A 16,470-nucleotide genomic window follows, 5' to 3' on the forward strand; every position below is an offset into this window, starting at 1 on the left:
CGAATATCTACAGTTGCTGGTATTCCGCAATGGCCTGCGCGACGTCGTGCGTGTCGGTGGCCTGCCCGTCTTTCAAGACGACCGCCCGGTTGCAGAACTCTTGAATGACGCCCATGTCGTGCGAGGCAAGGATGAAGGCTCGATTCTTGCGTTTTTCAAACAGCTCGCGCTGACATTTTTCGCGAAAGTTGCTGTCTCCTACGAGGATGATCTCGTCGATCAGATAGCAGTCGAACTCGATGGCCAGCGACAGTGCAAAAGCCAACCTGGCGCGCATGCCCGAAGAGTACGTCTTGACCGGCATGCTCAGTTGCCTGCCAAGTTCCGTGAAATCCTCGACGAACTCTTTCATCCAGGCATAGTGTTTGCCATAGATGCGGGAAATAAACCGAGCATTGTCGTAGCCGGTGAGGCTGCCTTGAAATCCACCATTGAAGCCAAGCGGCCAGGATACGGACATCTGGCGCCGGATTTTGCCGGATGTGGGCATCTCCACGCCGCCGATCATCTTTATCAGCGTCGACTTGCCGGCACCGTTGCGCCCGAGAAACGCGATCTTGTCGGCAGGTTCTATGCGCAGGTTAATATCGCGCAGGACGTGCTTGCGCCCATGCCCCATCCGATAGGATTTGCAGATATCCTTGCAGACAATCATTCGACGACCAAGCCCCGGCGGACGCGACGGCACAGTGCCAACCCGACCGCGGCAATCACGATGGAGACGCCCAGGGGATACCAGACGTCATAATGTACCTCCAGCTTGGTGCCCCAGATGCCTCCTCTCATCATCTCCGTGCCATGCACGAAGGGGGACCATAACACGTACTCGCGCAGGCTTGGCGTCAGCCAGGACACCATGTTGAAGGATCCCGAGAAGGGAATCATGACATAGGTGGTAACCGGAACAAACTTCTCCAGCACCTCCGACAGTTCGGAAAGCGGGGCGATCACCAGGCACAGCGAGAATGAGAAAATGCAGTAGATCAGCCAGCCCCCGATCATGAGTCCCGGATCCGCAGGGATCGGGAACGCGTCGAAGCCGATTAGCAGCAGTGCAATGAACACGAAGGCCATCATCGTGCCCAGCATCTCGATGAGGAAGCGGACCAGGACAAAGTCAAGCACCTGTATCTGCCGGTGGTACATCAGGCTGCTGTTGGCCTGGAAGATGGCCACGCTGCGCGAGACGACGTGGCGAAACAGTGTGATGGGAATATAGCCCGTCACGACGAAGGCGACGATGCCAACCCCGTGCTCCTCTGGCCCGCGCATGTAACGCCAGATGATCGCCACCAAGCCGGCGAAGAGCAGCGGCTCCACCATCATCCAGAGAAAGCCGATGTTCTCGCGCCCGAAACGGGTTATGAGCTCACGGATCATCAGTGCGTGGATGACGCGCCGTTGCGTCTGCAGCCCCTTTCGGAACCGTGAAAGTTTCGCGCGCGCCATGATCTCAATCCTCAGGCGCGTGTTCGAGAATTCCGATGACGAGCATCCATCCGATGAAATACAGACACAAGGCGGAGGCCGCGACCACGATCACCGACCACAAGCGTCTGGGCAGCAAGGGCTCGTCGGGCCGGTTCGGATCAACAATGCGCTCCAGGTAGAACTTTTGGTGCACGGCGTCGGCGCGCGCCTGAACCAACGCCGCGCTGGCGATGTTCAGGTTCTCCGTCGCAAACTCCTGCTCCACCGTCAAGGCTTCGTACCCAGAGAGCTTGGAGGCGATGCCATTGCGGTCGCCCACGATGCGACCCTCCTGCTCGGCGATCTCGCTGGACAAGGCCTTCACGCGTGCGCGCAAGGCGGGAATCGCCGGGTTGCGCGGGGTCATGCTCACCATCTGGTCCAGCTGGGCCTGCAGTGTGGCCCGTTCGCTGACCAGCGAATTGGAGATCTCCAAGGCACCGCCAGCCTGCTTCACCGGGTCGATGAGCTCGGACGCGTTGCGGTACTGCGCCAGCGCCACACGGGCATCGCGGACCCGCTTGCGCGCCTCGAACACCCTTACCTCGGCCTCCGAGATACCACGCGTCTGGGCGCGTGCATTGAGCCGATTCACCATGGCTTCGCTCAGATCGAGCAGCCGCGCGTTGATGCGATAGGCTGCTTCCGGACTGAACGCCTGAACCCGGATAATCACGGAACTGGTCTCGGTGTCGAGTTCGGCGCTGACCTTTTTGCCGTAGAACTTGTAAAGGCTCTCGAACGTGTTGTTCTGGAAGACGCCAGGGTAGCGCGAAAGAAAATCCGCCTCGGCCGGCGCAAAGGCCTGCGTCACGTCATAGCCCTTCCCTAGGTCGACCAGGGCATTGCGTGACCGCACGTAATCAAGCACTTCGTTGGCCTGATCCTGACCCGACGACAGGCTCTTGGTCTGAACCAGATTAGCCAATGACGACAGCTGCGAACCTTTTTGATCCGGACTCTTCACCACGAATCTGGATTCCGAAATGTACACGTCGGAAGCGATCAGACCATAATATATGGCTGCCACGACTGTAGGTGCCAATACAAAAATAAGGAACCACTTCCTCCTCATCACCCAATGCAGCCAGGAGGATCGACTTCTTATAGAATTTTCCGCCAGGATATCACTATCAATCTTCATTTGAATTTTCCAAGCCGACTTGATTGCGAAAGCACATGTTACACCTGGCGATGTACCAAACAGCCAACGCCGCTAAGCGATACAACCTATCAGCGCAAGAGTCCGCATCCTTTTGGACATGCCGAGGCCCGAGTCCTGTCGTTTCGTCGCGCGTGGCACCCGATCATCGGAAATGTTTCCGAGGTACGATGCGCTGGCGCGCCAAGATTTTTCTGAGTACGATTTCATCATGTCTGCGATTTTCCCAGGAATTCCCCGGATCGAATCTCCCCTGTTCCGTCCAGACGATCCTGCCTATGGTTTCTCGGCTGAGGACCAAGCCACAGGGGCCGACCTGTCCACCCGGGGCTATGCCGTGATCGATTTCCCCGATCCGGACATCGACGCGCGCATCGAGCGTATCAAGGCGAACCTCGCACCGCGCCTGGGGATCGACCTGATCAATCCCGGGGCAGATAAGACGGCCGCGCATCGGCGTATCCAGGATGCCTGGACCTTCGACCAGGATGTTCGCGCAATCGCGGGCAACACACAGATCCTAGCGCTGCTGGAGCGCTTATACGGCCGACGGGCCTTCCCGTTCCAGACCCTCAACTTCCCGCTCGGCACCCAGCAGGCGGCCCACTCGGATTCCGTACACTTTTCGAGCCTGCCCGAACGCTTCATGTGCGGGGTCTGGCTTGCCATGGAGGACATCCATCCCGACGCTGGGCCCTTATTCTACATCCCGGGATCGCATCGATGGCCGATCGTCTCCAATCTGATGATCGGGCGCCGCGGTCATGGCTCGGCCTTGTCCTCCGCTCAAGATCCCTACGGGCCTGCCTGGCGGGCCCTGCAGGCCGCCTTCGGCGCTGAAGAAGGGCAGTTCCTCGCACGCAAGGGTCAGGCGCTGATTTGGTGCGCGAACCTGCTCCACGGCGGCTCGCCTCAGACCAACCCGAGCCTCACCCGGTGGTCGCAGGTGACACACTACTTCTTCGACGACTGTATCTATTATACGCCCGCCTTCTCGGACGAAGCGGTCGGCCGTCTCGACATGCGTCGCCTCGTCGACATCACTGACGGCGCCCAGCGCGCCAACAGCTTTCTCGGCGAAATCCTGCCTTTACCTCGCCCCCCTCGACTCGGAAGCATCCGGAAACGGGCCCGAACGCTTTGGCGACAGCTTTCCGCCAAGGCCTGAGCGACACCCGCGTCCAAATATCGGCGTGGTTGCGGGTTGGACCGGGCGTAAAGCGGTGCCGGCGCCGTGGTGTTGTCATCTCTACCGGACCCACCTCACGCGGTCGGCGATCATGCGCACGGCGCGCTTGGCGCCGTTGCGCCCGCGGCTCACTGCTCGCAGCAGGCGCCTGAAATCCGGCCGGATCGTGGCGAGATCGTCCAGTTCCTGGTATATTGTCCAGAACGCGTCCACGCCGATGGCACGCGGCATGTTGAAAACGCCGTGATAGCCGAAAGCGGTTTCGATATCTCCCGTCCGCTCGGCCGCGAAAAGGTCGGCGAGATCGCGCGGGGCGAAACGCATGCCCTGCCCTTCGAGCCAGTCGCGGTTGGTGCGGCCGATGGCAACGTCCTCGGGGTGCAGGGGTAGGAACTGCGGCGCGCGGCAGGCTTCCAAGAGGCGCCGACTGCGTAGTGAGAAACCGCCGTTGCCCACGTCGTGCCCGTCACCGAACTGCGGCCAGCTGGCGCCGATGTAGTCGCAGTCGAGGAACTGCGCCTGCCAGCGGTTCGCATCGAGCAGGTGCCCGTCCCACTGCGTTACGAGGCAATGCGAGGTCTTCACGTGATCCACCAACTGCGTCAGGAGGAAGTCAGAATAGGCGGCCGAGGAGGCGAGCCGTCCGATCAGCACGACCTCGATCTCAGGATGATGGGGCCGGACGGGCACGTCGGTCAGAAGCCTGCAGGCGGCGAAGGCGACCTGCTCCAGGCTTGCCTCCAGTGCACGCACGGTGGCCGCCACGTTCACCGAAGTCACCGCGCACAGCGTCACCTGCGGCAGGGCGAGCCGGTCGGAGCGGATCTGGGTGTGCGCCTGAGGATGGTTCTCGGCATGGCAATGCATGGTCATCCCTGGGTCGCCTACAACCGCACCACGAAACGCTCACTGAACCGGTTGAGCTGCGGATGATGGTAAGGGTCCACCACCTCGTCCGTGTTCCAGCGGGCCTTGAGCGCCGCCAATTCGCCAGCAAGCCGCGCCGCGCCCACGGGATCACGGTCCAACCCACGCGAGACGGATTCGTGGTGCACCAGCGTCGCGCGCGGTTCGTAGAGCGACTGCCACCCTCTCGCGTTCAGCCGCATGCACAAGTCCACGTCGTTGAAAGCGACTGCGAAGTTCGCCTCATCGAGACCACCCACCGCCTCGAAACGCGCGCGCTGGACAACCAGGCACGCGGCGGTCACTGCCGAAACGAACTGCGGTAGCGCGTGACGGCGGAAATAGCCTTCCTCGTCCGGATGCAGCAGGCGATGGGCATGAGCGGCCCCTCCCCCCACTCCCAGCACGACGCCGGCATGCTGAATGCGCCCGTCGGGATAGAGTAGCCGCGCGCCCACAGCACCCACTTCTGGGCGCAGCGCGTGAGCCGCCATGATCGCCAGCCAGTCTGGCGAAAGGACCTCGATGTCATTGTTGAGCAGGCACAGCAGCTGCCCGCACGCCTCGTGAGCCGCGCGATTGTTGAGCGTGGAGAAGTTGAACGGCCCGGGCGCGCGCAACACCCGGTGGCAGGCAGGGTCGAGCGCGTCAAGCCAAGCGAGTGTCGCGGGATCGTCGCTGCCGTTGTCAACGATGATCACCTCCATGTCGGGATAGTCCGTGCGCGCCAGTCCCTTGATGCAGGTGCGCAGCAGGTTGAGCCGGTTGCGCGTGGGCACGAGCACGCTGACCAGCGGTAACGCGCCGATCATCGCGGGCGTGGGAACCACCCGGGCGGGCACGCGGGGGGCAGGCCGCGACCGGCGATGGTGCAGGACATGTGGGAGGCGCTGCGGCGTGCCCTTGCCTTCCACCGCAAAGGCGACGAGCCGTACGGCCCAGTCTGCGCCGGACGCGACGGCAAGATCGGTCGCGCCGGCGCGCACGATGCAGGCGCCGGTCAGGTAGTCGAAGTGGCGGTAAAGCTCGGCGTTCCATCCCGGCTTGAAATGTGGGGCATGGCGCTGTCCCCCGGCATCAAGCAGGTCGTCGTCGGCATAGACGACGTGAGTCCGTGTCCCAGCAACGAAGTCGGTGGCGCGGCGATAGGCTGCAGCAGCGCCCGGTGCCAGCACATCCCCGACAGCGACCGGCAGGAGCCAGGCCCCATCGCGCCAGTCGATACGGCGGGCGGCTTCGGCTAGGTCCGGAATGTCTGGTGTGCCCACCGCCAGCGCGACCACGCCCTCTTGCTCGAGGCTACGCAGCGTTTCGTCCAGTGCGCCCCGCCCTGCCCTGACATCCACTAACGCGAAAATTGGTGGCCCGGCCCTGCCATAGTCATAACCCCGAGCGGGCGCTTCGCCGCGCAGCCAGATGCGGTAAGCCAGGGGCGAAACCGCCAACAACGGCGCGAATTGCGCGCGCGCGCGCGCGCGCTTTCCGAACAGACGCCACCACGCTGCGGTCAAGTAGGCGCGCGGAGCATGGCGCAGGGCATGGAGATGGACTCGTAACATGAGCCATGTGTCCTGTGCCGTCTTCGCGTCAGGCGGGGCATGGGACTGGGCCGAGGATCGAGGACGGATCGTGGGCATAGCGGTTGCCGATAATCATTTGCCGTCACGCGGCCAAGTGGAAAGCCAGAAAGGACTGCGGAATGGTAGCCTATCGGGTTGCCGCCAATCCAGACCTCCAGGTGGGCGCCGCTCCCGGCACCATCACCCTCGCAAGCAATTAGGACACTAATTGATGCTCGTCATTGATTTCGGAACAGGGTTGGTTTTGCAGTGCAACATGGTATGGGCGGATTGGGTGTTCCGGAGATGACACTATGTGGATTGAACGTAACGTGCAGCGCTTCATGGTCTTCGATGGCGACAGCATCGTCGCGGCGCTGAACAAGATCAGCGAGAACAAATCCGGCTTTGTCGTTGTGGTCAGCGGCAGCGGGCATGTCGTCGGCATGATGACCGATGGCGACATCCGGCGCTGGCTCATGACTGGCGCATCGATCGATCTCGCCGCCGAATGTGGTCGGGTAGCCAATCCCGGGTGCCTCACGGTATCGGTGGATACGCCGCATGCCGAAATCGGTGCGCTGTTCAGCGATCGTGTCCGTTCGATCCCGCTGGTAGATGGACAGGGACGGCTCGTTGCGGTGGCACTGCCGCGCAACCTTGAGTTGTCAATCAATGGCCGACCCGTCGGTAAGGGTCATCCAGCCTACATCATCGCCGAGATCGGCAACAACCATAATGGCGACGTAGCGCTGGCGAAGGAGCTCGTGCGCCTTGCTCATGATGCGGGAGCCGATTCCGCCAAGTTCCAGTTGCGCGACATGTCGTCGCTCTACGGCGGGGGCAAAAGTGACGATGCATCGCAGGATCTCGGTGCGCAGTACACCCTCGACCTACTCGCTCGCTTCAATCTCGAGCCTGAAGCTCTCTTCGAAGTCTTTGACTATGCCAAGGATCTCGGAGTGGAACCGCTGTGCACGCCGTGGGACCTTCCAAGCCTGGAAGCACTTGAGCGCTACGGGCTCGCTGGTTACAAGGTCGCATCGGCAGACCTGACCAACCACGAATTCCTGCGGCAACTCGCCGCTACCGGCAAGCCGCTGATCCTTTCGACAGGCATGTCGGATGAGGCTGAGATCCGCCAAAGCGCCGAGTTGCTGGCGTCCGAAGGCGCACCGTTCTGTATGCTACACTGCAACTCGACCTATCCCACGCCCTACAAGGACGTGAACATGCGCTACATGTCGCGGCTCGCTGAAGTGGCGCAGTGCCCTGTCGGTTACTCCGGTCACGAGCGCGGGTGGTGGGTGCCGATCTCGGCCGTGGCGCAGGGCGCGGTGCTGGTTGAGAAGCACTTCACAGTCGATCGCGACATGGAAGGCAACGACCACAAGGTCTCGCTTCTGCCCGGTGAATTTGCGCAGATGGTTTCCGCGATTCGCAACGTCGAGGAGGCGATGGGCGTCAGCGGCGAACGCGTGATGACGCAGGGCGAGATGATGAACCGCGAGGTTCTCGCCAAGAGCCTTGTCGCAGTGGAGGACATCGCTGCCGGCACCGTCGTGACCTCTGCCATGGTGATGACCCAAAGCCCTGGGCAAGGCCTCCAACCCAACCAGATTGATAGCTTGGTCGGTCGCACCATCCGCCGCGACGTCAAGGCGCGCACGCCCTTCTTCCCCTCCGACCTCGCCGACGAGGTCATCGGTCCACGCACCTTCCGCTTCGCGCGGCCCTGGGGCCTGCCAGTCCGCTGGCACGATTACAAGGACATGCTCGCCAAGACGAACATGACGCTGCTTGAGTACCACCTGTCTTACAAGGACATGGATGTGACGCTGGCTGACTGGTTTCCCGAGCCGCTCGCCATCGATTTTGTCGTCCATGCGCCCGAACTGTTCGCGGGCGATCACGTCCTCGATCTCGCCAGCCCGGACGAGGCCTATCGTAGTCATTCGATCGCCGAATTGCAGCGCGTGATCGATCTAACGCGCGATTTGCGCCAGTATCACAAGGGTTCGGTCACGCCGCCGCTAATCATCGTCAACATGGGCGGTTTCTCCAAGGCAGCGCCGCTGCCGCTCGACAAACGCCGCGAACTCTACGCGCGGATGGAGGATAGTCTCTCTCGCCTAGACCGCGAGGGCGCCGAGTTAATCCCGCAGACGATGCCGCCGTTCCCTTGGCACTTCGGCGGGCAGAGCTACCACAACCTGTTCATCGATGCCGACGAGATAGTGCAATTCTGCGATCGCAACGCAATGCGCATCTGCTTCGACATCTCGCACTCGCAACTAGCCTGCAACCACAATGGCTGGTCGATGAAGGGCTTCTGCGAGAAGGTCGGGCCTTATTCGGCGCACCTGCATGTGGTTGATGCCAAGGATGTGGATGGAGAAGGGCTGCAGATCGGCGAGGGCATGGTCGATTTCGACATGATCGCCCAAGTCCTCGACGAGAAGTGCCCGAAGGCCAGTTTCATCCCCGAGATCTGGCAGGGTCACAAGGACGGTGGCGCCGGTTTCTGGTTCGCGCTCGATAAGCTAGAAGAGTCGTTCGGTCGCAACGCCGCGAGCGGGCCGGCGGTTGGCACCGACATTCGCCTTGCCGCGAGGACCTGAGGCGGCGAGCGAGAGATAGAATATGACTGGCGTTTGCGCTCTAGTCCTCGCCCGCAGCGGTTCGAAGGGATTGCCGGGCAAGAATATCCGCTCGCTCGGTGGACACCCGCTGATCGCTTGGTCGATCGCGGCGGCCCGGGCCAGCGGCGCGGTCGACTGTGTGGTGTGCTCGACCGATTGCGAGCAGATCGCGGCGATAGCCCGCAGCTATGGTGCCGAGACGCCCTTCTTGCGTCCTGCAGAACTGGCTTCGGACAACGCCACCGACCTCGACGTATTCGAACATGCGCTGAGTTGGCTGGACGATCATGGCAAATCGCCCGATCTCATCGTGCAACTGCGTCCGACGACGCCGTTCCGCGACCCTGCCTGGATCGACGCGGCGGTCGAGCGGATGCGTGCCGATCTGGCGATTACCTGCGTGCGGTCCGTTACTTCGGCAGAACCGACGCCCTACAAGATGTGGTCGCTATCGCACGACGGCGCACGGCTTTCGCCGCTACTCACGGTGGAAGGCATGTCCGAGCCCTATAACATGCCGCGCCAGAAGCTGCCGCTGGCTTACTGGCACACAGGTCAACTCGACGTAATCCGCAGCGATACGATCCGCGCCGGATCGATGACGGGCACGCAGATCGCCCCGCTTCACGTGGATCGCGACCTGGCTATCGACATTGACACGCTGCGTGACTTCCAGCTTGCCGAGTTGGCCTTCGACGAGACGATGCCCGCCATCCTGCGCCATGTCATTGCAGAGCCGGTAGGGGAGGCCTCATGATGACAGGATGGATGTATAAGGTAGGCGGTAGACCCGTATGGTAAGGATTGCCATCACCGGCAGTTCGGGCTTCATCGGCACGAACCTTGTCTCGCGTTACAAGCAGCAGGGGGCCGACGTCCTCGGGCTGGATATCGTTCCGCCGCGCAATCCGCAGAACGGCGACGTCCATCGCCAGGTCGACCTGCTCGACCGCAAGGCGCTGGGCGATACGCTGGAGGCGTTTGACCCCGACTATCTTTTCCATCTTGGCGCTCGTACCGACTTGAGAGGACGCAGCGTGGGAGACTATGCTGCGAACGTGGAGGGGGTTGCCAACCTCATGGCGGTGGTCGATCGGTGCGAGGCGTTGCGGCGGGTCGTCGTCGCGTCCTCACGCTTGGTCTGCGAAATCGGCTACCAGCCCAAAAGCGACACTGACTATCGCCCGACCACGCCATATGGCGAAAGCAAGATCGAGACCGAGAAGCTGGTCCGCGCCGCGCAGACGCGCAAGCCCTGGACAATCGTGCGCCCCACTTCGATTTGGGGGCCCTGGTTCGCCACGCCCTACGACATGTTCTTCCGCCTCGTTGGCAAAGGGCTGTTCGTGCTGCCGCGCGGACGGGTGATCCACAAGTCCTTTGGTTTCGTCGGCAACACCGTGCATGAGCTCGATCGGATCGCCCACACGCAGCAGCCGATTGATGGCAACACCTTTTATCTATGTGATTATCCCCCGCTTGAAGTGGGCGAATGGACCGAGATGATCCGCGCGGCGATGGACGCGCCGAAGGTGCGCAGCGTGCCGTTCGGAGTGCTGAAGCTGGCGGCGGCGGCGGGTGACTTGATGGAGCGCCTGCACATGCCAGCTGCTCCGCTTACCAGCTTCCGGCTGAACAATCTTGTCGCCGAAATGACTTACGACTCTTCCACAGTGGCGGCGGTGGCGGGGGAACTGCCGTTCAGCCTGCGCGAGGGGGTCGAGCAGACTGCGGCCTGGATACGGGGCCACGAGCGGATGAGGCCCGCATAAGCCGCCCTCAAAGGGCGCTTAGCGCCCAGGCAAAAGTAAGGTACGGACGATATATGGCATCACGCGCGATTTCCCTCACGGCACCCAGCGGCAAGCTCAGGGACCGGCCGCTAGCCCGTCTGCGCACGCAGCCGGACGACTTGCTGCCGGCGATGGCGCGTTTTGCCGGATACGCCTTTCGCCGCGGTTCCGATGAGCTTGCCAACCGGATGCGCGCCGGTTCGGATCATCAGTTCCTTCATTATTCCGTACACGATCCGCGCGGCAACGCTGGAGACACCGTGCTTTACCGCGCGGTGCGCGAGGTGTTCGACCATCAGCTGGGGCCGCGAAATTGGGTTCGCCGCCAGCTGCGCAAGGAAACCACCGCCGACGACGTCGAACGATACAACAAGCTCGCCAGCGCCCTGGTCATCGGGGGCGGCGGCCTGATGATGAGCGAGACCTCGAAGCCTACGGCCTCGGGCTGGCAATGGAACGTCACGCGCGAGAACGTCGAGCGGCTGACGATGCCGATCATCGTCTATGCCATCGGCTATAACCAGTTTCGCGGCAGCCGCAGCTTCGCGGGCGAGTTCGACCGCCACATCGAGACGGTCGTGGCGAAGAGCGCCTTCTTCGGCGTGCGCAATCGGGGCAGCCAGCAACGTTTGCTCGAACACTTGCCGGCCGAACTGCGCGAGAAGGTGGTGTTCCAACCCTGCCCGACGACTGTGCTGCGTCGCTTCCATGCTGGAATGCAGCCTGACCATCGCGCACCGTTTCGCAAGGAACTGGCCCTCAACTTGGCGTTCGACCGCGCGGACAAGCGTTATGGCGGCCAGGCGGAACAGCGACTTGGTAAGGTGGCCAACGCAATGCGCTGGGCGGTGCAGCAGGGCTGGAAGATCAAGCTGGCGGTCCACGGCTTCGACGACGATCCGGCGGTGGCTTTCATGCGTAGCACGGACGTGCCGGTCGAGGTGGTACGGCTTAACCTGTTGGACTGGCGCGAGATCGTGGGGTTCTATGCGAACATGCCGCTCACGATCGGCATGCGCGGCCATGCACAGATGATTCCTTTCGGCGTGGGCAATGCCATCATCTCGCTCATCTCGCACGACAAGCTGGGGTTCTTCCTGGAGGACATTGGCCATCCCGAGTGGGGCATCGAGATGGACGATGTCGCACTTGATGACCGGCTGATTGCCGCGATCAAGGCCCATGACGACGATCCGGAGGTTGCGCACGCGAACGTTGATATTGCACAGCAGGGTTTATGGGATACGACGGTGCGAAATCTTGATGAAATTCGGGTGAAAACGTCAATATAGCGTGCAAAAATAGCGACGCAGATGGACGGCTAGCTTAGCCTAGCGCGGAGATAAGAGAATGCGCGCAATTCATATATTGGTTATTAGCGGCATATTTTTAGGCTTGTATCTAAATTTAGGCTTTTGGATCGGTGGGATATATGTTGGAGGTTTGATCCTCACGATTTTTGGTACAATAGCTTTTGTCCTGCATGTCGGAACGGGAAAGGATATTCCCGCAGCGCTGACGATGATTGGCGCTGTGTGTCTATGGGGCTTGACTATACCATTCAGCCCAGCTCCTGATAAATTTGCGTCTGAAGAAATGAAGTCATTAGTACTCCTCGTTTCAAGCGTCGTTTGTTCTTTGGGCGTATTTTTTGAAATTAGGAGAGTTAAAAGAGTAAATCTTTCCATAATGATGACAATTATTACCACTATTTTGATTACTTTTTCTTACGCCGAGATTTATATCTCACCCTTTCGCGAACTGTCTGATAGTGTTCGTAATTGGCTCTACGCTGGAAGATACTCGTACTCGGCAGATGATCGAGACCTGCTGATTTCTGGCGTCATCCGCCCTAAACTTTTCACGCAAGAGCCATCCCATCTTGCCAAGGCAATCAGTATAGCTTTGGCTGGCTCAGTGATTTTAAGTCGTAATAGGTTTAGATACGTCTTCGGATTCATTGGATTTATATTGGCATTTCTAGCCATTCGCAGCCCAACTATGTTGTTGTCACCTGCTGTTGTAATAGCGAGTACGGCGGTGAGGAGGATTAAATTCGGAGAGCGCCAGAAAATCCGATCTACGTCTCTTTTCATACTTGTCGTAGGTGCGGTATGTATGTTGTCATTTTTGCCGCAAATAGCGAGCTTATTACCGTTCGAGCGCGCGCAAATGATCGCAAACAACGAAGACGTGAGTACTGTTACCAGAAGCACCGGACCGATGCTCGTTGCTTACGAAACTGCAAAAAAATATCCGATTGCAGGGGCAGGAATTGGCGGCCGTGAGCTAGTTTCAGATATTCAGTTTGATGTTTATTCAAACTTTAAAAGTTATGATCTAGAACGTCTTAAAGACGGCGCTGGTTATATTGGCTGGGGGAATGCGTTTTTTGAGATGCTCACCTATTGCGGGATCATTATGGGAATTATTATTCTGCCAGCGATGCTAGTTGGGATGAGGATTTTTAATCCATCCATATCGTTCTTGTTTCTGATATTTTTTCTTGTTTTCAATTTTGACGGCGGCTTTCCTACCTCTCGGCCTTGGAGCTACTTTTCCATTCTTCTAGCAATGCTGGCCGTTTCGAGATCGACATCTTCCGTCGTTGTGCCGCGCGCACCTGCACGAGCTAAGACTTGATCTCACCCTCAAAAAGGAGGCTATCCGCCCCTCATTGAGGTGAGATGTTTGATCACTCCAAGGTAATTCTATTTCCTTGTGGCATGGGATAATCAGACAAGTTCCCGCTTTTCAATTGTCGGTTGATTGCTCCAAGTGGACTGATACCTCTAATCTTGAACGTGCTGCGTTGTGGCCTGTTCCCGGATGGAAGTAAAATCGCCGAATGCTGGGTGTTTTCCGAGGACGCAGAAAGAAGCATAGAAATTGCTAGATTACGCGAGCTAATATCTCGCGGTAAAATAGCTAAATCGAGCGCGGCAACCCCTGGGTTGAGGTCAATCAAACTTCGTGGGTTGGCGCACTCCAGTATTATGTCAAATCGTGAGTCTCGAAAAGTTCCGCGGAGCGGGGTGACTCCATTTGTTTTATTTCGTATCGTTATGCCAGTAGCAATCACCCCGGCTGCCGTTCTTCCGTGGATCACCCCAAAATTTTTGGGATCACTTGTTGCACAATCTTGAAATACAATGTCGCTCAGGTGGGCATCCAAGCTTATTCGTTTAGAGCTGGGACTCGCAAGGATATACAAGCCAACGAGATGGCAATGTTGACAAGTAACATTTTTAACGTGAATTCCAGTCGTCGAACCGCCGTCAGCGATTTTGCCTTCAATACTGAAACCGATGTCGCAATCTCGAATTATTATATTCGATATACTAACGTTTTGAGGCCCGTACTGAAGGGTAAATCCTTTGCCTCCCTTCCGTCCAATATCATTTCGGCCTGTTCCGCTACTTCTGGCGCCTACTAGAGTAAGATTACTCACTGTAATATCGCTCGAATGGCCCCCAAAACTCTGTAAGCCGGATATCCCAAAGCAATTATCGTTGCCTTGCCTGTTCGAATCAATTGTTCCACCAGACCATGAGATGTTATTTTTAGATCGTATAAGGACTACGCCACCGATCGCCGATGCTCCAAAAAAACGGATTGTCCCGTTGCAGATAATATCACTATCAGATCCAACCAAGACGAGATCGGAAACGTTATAGATGCCTGAGGGGATTAGCCCAAGGCCCTTCGATCCAGTACTCCGGCCCATTGCCGAGACGGCATTGAAGAATTTTCGCAATGAATGCGTGTCGTCGCCAGTGCCGTCGCCACAGGCCCCATAGTGCTGAGGAATTATTCTTGAGATAGCCTGCGCTGGAACACTTTTGGAGGCGGATAGCGCAGCGAGGCCAGAACCAACGCCAAGTAGAACTTGTCTTCTCGATCGTTTCAGCAAATTGACCTCCTTGGCCGATCGGCAGATCCTGTTCAACATTTTATCATACGGCTACTTTCGTCAAACAGATCTTTCAGATTATTGCAAGCGGGCCGCGACGCTGCGGTGCAGCAAATCGATAGTGGACACTTCAAATGGAAAGGGCTAGTGCGAAATGCCCTGATTAAATGAGAGATTGATATGGCGAATGTGTCATTTACCGAAGACCGGGAGGCTGGTGAGTGGAGGACGGGCTATATCATCTTCTCCGGGTGCCCCGGTCCCGCCGAGGCGTCGCGGCCCGCGAGTGTCTGCTGCGGCAAGTTCGAGTATGATAGATTTTCGGACGATTGAATAAGAGACAGGCTTAGATTAAACTAGGGTCAATGAAATGACTGCCGAAATCTCGGATAAATTTGCAGTCAAGCGCATTTCAGCTCGCGAAAGTGTTGCATTGAATGTGATGCGCGGCGGGGCGGCGCTTTTAGTTTTATTCGAACACTGCAAGAATCGTGTTTTCGGGGAAAACAGTGATTTTGTGGAATTCGGGCAACTAAGTGTCATCCCGCGCCTCATTTTCAACCTCGGCCATGAGGCGGTAATCGTGTTCTTTGTCCTGTCGGGATATTTAGTAGGCCGAAAGCTATTACAAACTCAAAATGCTCAAGAAGCAACTAGGTATTTTATTGATCGCATTTCACGCATTTATCTTGTTGCAATTCCTGCGGTAATTTTCTCGGCATTAGTCGCAGCCGCACTGATGGCGACGCTCGGAATAAGTTTTTCACAACCAGATAGGCCTGAAAATTGTAATCCTGATCTTATTGACATCGTGGGCAACCTTGTACTTCTGAACAAGACGGTGTTGCCCACAATTTGTTCGAACAGCCCCTTCTGGTCGATCCAGAATGAAATGACCTATTACGTATTCTTCGGTGTTGTCTTTATGACGCTCTACGTTTGGAAGAGTGTTCGGGCTAAGATAGCTGGTTTTGGCATTGCTGCACTGATTGTTGGACTTATGGCATTCGAGCCGCTCAACCCTAACAACACTATCCTTTATTCGGGGTTTTGGCTTGCAGGAACTCTCGCGAGCATGGAAAGTAGGAAGTCTTATCTTGGATTGGTCTGCCTCGGCCTAACTTATGCGGCACTCCTAGCCTTCGGAGTGCGACTGAATGGACAGTTTGTGATCGATGTAGTGATAATGATTGTGATAGTTGCGGCAGTACTGCTCGCTGGGAAGGTCAAGTTGCCGAGTCAGATATCGCTGCCTGCAAAAAGACTTTCGGACATCTCGTTTTCCCTATATTTGTTCCACATGCCGGTAGTGAATGCGCTTGTTTCAATTTTTATCTACTTCGGAATTGAGCCTGGTCACTTTTCAATAAAAGTTTTTTCTGGGTGGTTTATTATATTTTGCTACGCCACGGCGGCGATAATTTTTTCGATTCTTATGTATGTTTGCTTCGAATCTCGAACTAACGATGTTCGCAAGTGGCTTCTGGGCCATTTAGGAAAGGTTCGTCTCGCCTATGCCTAAGTCAAACATGGGTATTAAATTAATTTAAGCTTGGAAAACGGTCGGTGTGAACATGGCACAAGATCTACTTTGACTGGGACGGCAGGAGCGAAGCTTGAACTTTACCGATCATCAGACGGCAGGATTGGCGAAGGACGATTATATCATCGTGCCCGCTTTTCTCGGGTCCGACTTAAAAAACAAGGGAGATAAGCTTTCCATTTTCTTCACTTACGCCAAGCCGAATGCGCAGACCGACGAGCATATAGGTGTCATCGTCGATGAACATCGGGCCTGAACGGCACGGATAGCGCGAAACCGCAGCAGTGTAATGT

Annotated in this window: 14 protein-coding genes; 8 read left to right on the top strand and 6 right to left on the bottom strand. The window is 57.8% G+C overall.

The window, feature by feature from the left end; all coding sequences use genetic code 11:
• Positions 1 to 7: 7 nt before the first annotated feature.
• The 3 genes from BM052_RS12340 to BM052_RS12350 are packed head-to-tail and all read right to left on the bottom strand — an operon-like array spanning position 8 to position 2,614.
• Entirely contained in the window at positions 8 to 655 is a 648-nt protein-coding gene (locus tag BM052_RS12340; protein ID WP_091147286.1) for an ABC transporter ATP-binding protein, read from the bottom strand.
• Entirely contained in the window at positions 652 to 1,449 is a 798-nt protein-coding gene (locus tag BM052_RS12345; protein ID WP_091147288.1) for an ABC transporter permease, read from the bottom strand. The genes BM052_RS12340 and BM052_RS12345 overlap by 4 nt, the downstream gene beginning before the upstream one ends.
• 4 nt (positions 1,450 to 1,453) lie before the next feature.
• Entirely contained in the window at positions 1,454 to 2,614 is a 1,161-nt protein-coding gene (locus tag BM052_RS12350) for a KpsE/RkpR family capsule polysaccharide export protein (RefSeq protein ID WP_091147290.1), read from the bottom strand.
• Between the two features lie 229 nt (positions 2,615 to 2,843).
• On the opposite strand from BM052_RS12350, the gene BM052_RS12355 reads away from it, so the two are divergent.
• The gene (locus BM052_RS12355) at positions 2,844 to 3,800 is read left to right on the top strand and encodes a phytanoyl-CoA dioxygenase family protein (protein WP_091147430.1); all 957 of its coding nucleotides are present in this window, start codon (positions 2,844 to 2,846) and stop codon (positions 3,798 to 3,800) included.
• Positions 3,801 to 3,881: 81 nt separating this feature from the next.
• Here BM052_RS12355 and BM052_RS12360 read toward each other — a convergent pair whose 3' ends face one another.
• The gene (locus BM052_RS12360; RefSeq protein ID WP_255406113.1) at positions 3,882 to 4,694 is read right to left on the bottom strand and encodes a DUF5672 family protein; all 813 of its coding nucleotides are present in this window, start codon (positions 4,692 to 4,694) and stop codon (positions 3,882 to 3,884) included.
• A gap of 11 nt (positions 4,695 to 4,705) precedes the next feature.
• The gene (locus BM052_RS12365) at positions 4,706 to 6,286 is read right to left on the bottom strand and encodes a glycosyltransferase family 2 protein (protein WP_255406114.1); all 1,581 of its coding nucleotides are present in this window, start codon (positions 6,284 to 6,286) and stop codon (positions 4,706 to 4,708) included.
• 314 nt (positions 6,287 to 6,600) lie between these two features.
• Here BM052_RS12365 and BM052_RS12370 point away from each other — a divergent pair, with 314 nt between their 5' ends.
• Genes BM052_RS12370 through BM052_RS19500 form a run of 5 tightly spaced genes read left to right on the top strand, consistent with a single transcriptional unit; the run spans position 6,601 to position 13,364 of the window.
• Complete coding sequence (locus BM052_RS12370; RefSeq protein WP_091147295.1) at positions 6,601 to 8,907, top strand: N-acetylneuraminate synthase family protein; 2,307 nt, start codon at positions 6,601 to 6,603, stop codon at positions 8,905 to 8,907.
• 22 nt (positions 8,908 to 8,929) lie between these two features.
• Positions 8,930 to 9,685 (top strand): acylneuraminate cytidylyltransferase family protein, encoded by a 756-nt coding sequence (locus BM052_RS12375; RefSeq protein WP_091147297.1) that lies wholly within the window; start codon positions 8,930 to 8,932, stop codon positions 9,683 to 9,685.
• 37 nt (positions 9,686 to 9,722) lie between these two features.
• Positions 9,723 to 10,700 (top strand): NAD-dependent epimerase/dehydratase family protein, encoded by a 978-nt coding sequence (locus BM052_RS12380; protein WP_091147300.1) that lies wholly within the window; start codon positions 9,723 to 9,725, stop codon positions 10,698 to 10,700.
• Between the two features lie 53 nt (positions 10,701 to 10,753).
• Positions 10,754 to 12,013 (top strand): polysaccharide pyruvyl transferase family protein, encoded by a 1,260-nt coding sequence (locus BM052_RS12385; RefSeq protein ID WP_091147302.1) that lies wholly within the window; start codon positions 10,754 to 10,756, stop codon positions 12,011 to 12,013.
• A gap of 58 nt (positions 12,014 to 12,071) precedes the next feature.
• The gene (locus tag BM052_RS19500) at positions 12,072 to 13,364 is read left to right on the top strand and encodes a hypothetical protein (RefSeq protein ID WP_143084826.1); all 1,293 of its coding nucleotides are present in this window, start codon (positions 12,072 to 12,074) and stop codon (positions 13,362 to 13,364) included.
• A gap of 52 nt (positions 13,365 to 13,416) precedes the next feature.
• Here BM052_RS19500 and BM052_RS19945 read toward each other — a convergent pair whose 3' ends face one another.
• The gene (locus BM052_RS19945) at positions 13,417 to 14,172 is read right to left on the bottom strand and encodes a hypothetical protein (RefSeq protein WP_177198454.1); all 756 of its coding nucleotides are present in this window, start codon (positions 14,170 to 14,172) and stop codon (positions 13,417 to 13,419) included.
• An 832-nt stretch (positions 14,173 to 15,004) separates the two neighbouring features.
• Between BM052_RS19945 and BM052_RS12390 the strand changes: the two genes are divergently transcribed.
• Entirely contained in the window at positions 15,005 to 16,156 is a 1,152-nt protein-coding gene (locus BM052_RS12390; protein ID WP_091147304.1) for an acyltransferase family protein, read from the top strand.
• A 94-nt stretch (positions 16,157 to 16,250) separates the two neighbouring features.
• A complete protein-coding gene (locus BM052_RS19510) occupies positions 16,251 to 16,433 on the top strand; it encodes a hypothetical protein (RefSeq protein WP_143084828.1) in 183 nt (60 codons plus the stop codon).
• Positions 16,434 to 16,470: the final 37 nt, after the last annotated feature.

It is taken from the genome of Novosphingobium sp. CF614, assembly GCF_900113255.1.
In the GTDB taxonomy this organism is placed as follows: Bacteria; Pseudomonadota; Alphaproteobacteria; order Sphingomonadales; family Sphingomonadaceae; genus Novosphingobium.

Excerpts from the sequence above, each read along its gene's own strand:
- BM052_RS12365 (WP_255406114.1), bottom strand. The coding sequence starts at position 6,286 with ATGTTACGAGTCCATCTCCATGCCCTGCGCCATGCTCCGCGCGCCTAC.
- BM052_RS12370 (WP_091147295.1), top strand. The coding sequence starts at position 6,601 with ATGTGGATTGAACGTAACGTGCAGCGCTTCATGGTCTTCGATGGCGAC.
- BM052_RS12355 (WP_091147430.1), top strand. The coding sequence starts at position 2,844 with ATGTCTGCGATTTTCCCAGGAATTCCCCGGATCGAATCTCCCCTGTTC.
- BM052_RS12340 (WP_091147286.1), bottom strand. The coding sequence starts at position 655 with ATGATTGTCTGCAAGGATATCTGCAAATCCTATCGGATGGGGCATGGG.
- BM052_RS12350 (WP_091147290.1), bottom strand. The coding sequence starts at position 2,614 with ATGAAGATTGATAGTGATATCCTGGCGGAAAATTCTATAAGAAGTCGA.
- BM052_RS12385 (WP_091147302.1), top strand. The coding sequence starts at position 10,754 with ATGGCATCACGCGCGATTTCCCTCACGGCACCCAGCGGCAAGCTCAGG.
- BM052_RS12345 (WP_091147288.1), bottom strand. The coding sequence starts at position 1,449 with ATGGCGCGCGCGAAACTTTCACGGTTCCGAAAGGGGCTGCAGACGCAA.
- BM052_RS12380 (WP_091147300.1), top strand. The coding sequence starts at position 9,723 with ATGGTAAGGATTGCCATCACCGGCAGTTCGGGCTTCATCGGCACGAAC.
- BM052_RS19500 (WP_143084826.1), top strand. The coding sequence starts at position 12,072 with ATGCGCGCAATTCATATATTGGTTATTAGCGGCATATTTTTAGGCTTG.
- BM052_RS12360 (WP_255406113.1), bottom strand. The coding sequence starts at position 4,694 with ATGACCATGCATTGCCATGCCGAGAACCATCCTCAGGCGCACACCCAG.
- BM052_RS12375 (WP_091147297.1), top strand. The coding sequence starts at position 8,930 with ATGACTGGCGTTTGCGCTCTAGTCCTCGCCCGCAGCGGTTCGAAGGGA.
- BM052_RS12390 (WP_091147304.1), top strand. The coding sequence starts at position 15,005 with ATGACTGCCGAAATCTCGGATAAATTTGCAGTCAAGCGCATTTCAGCT.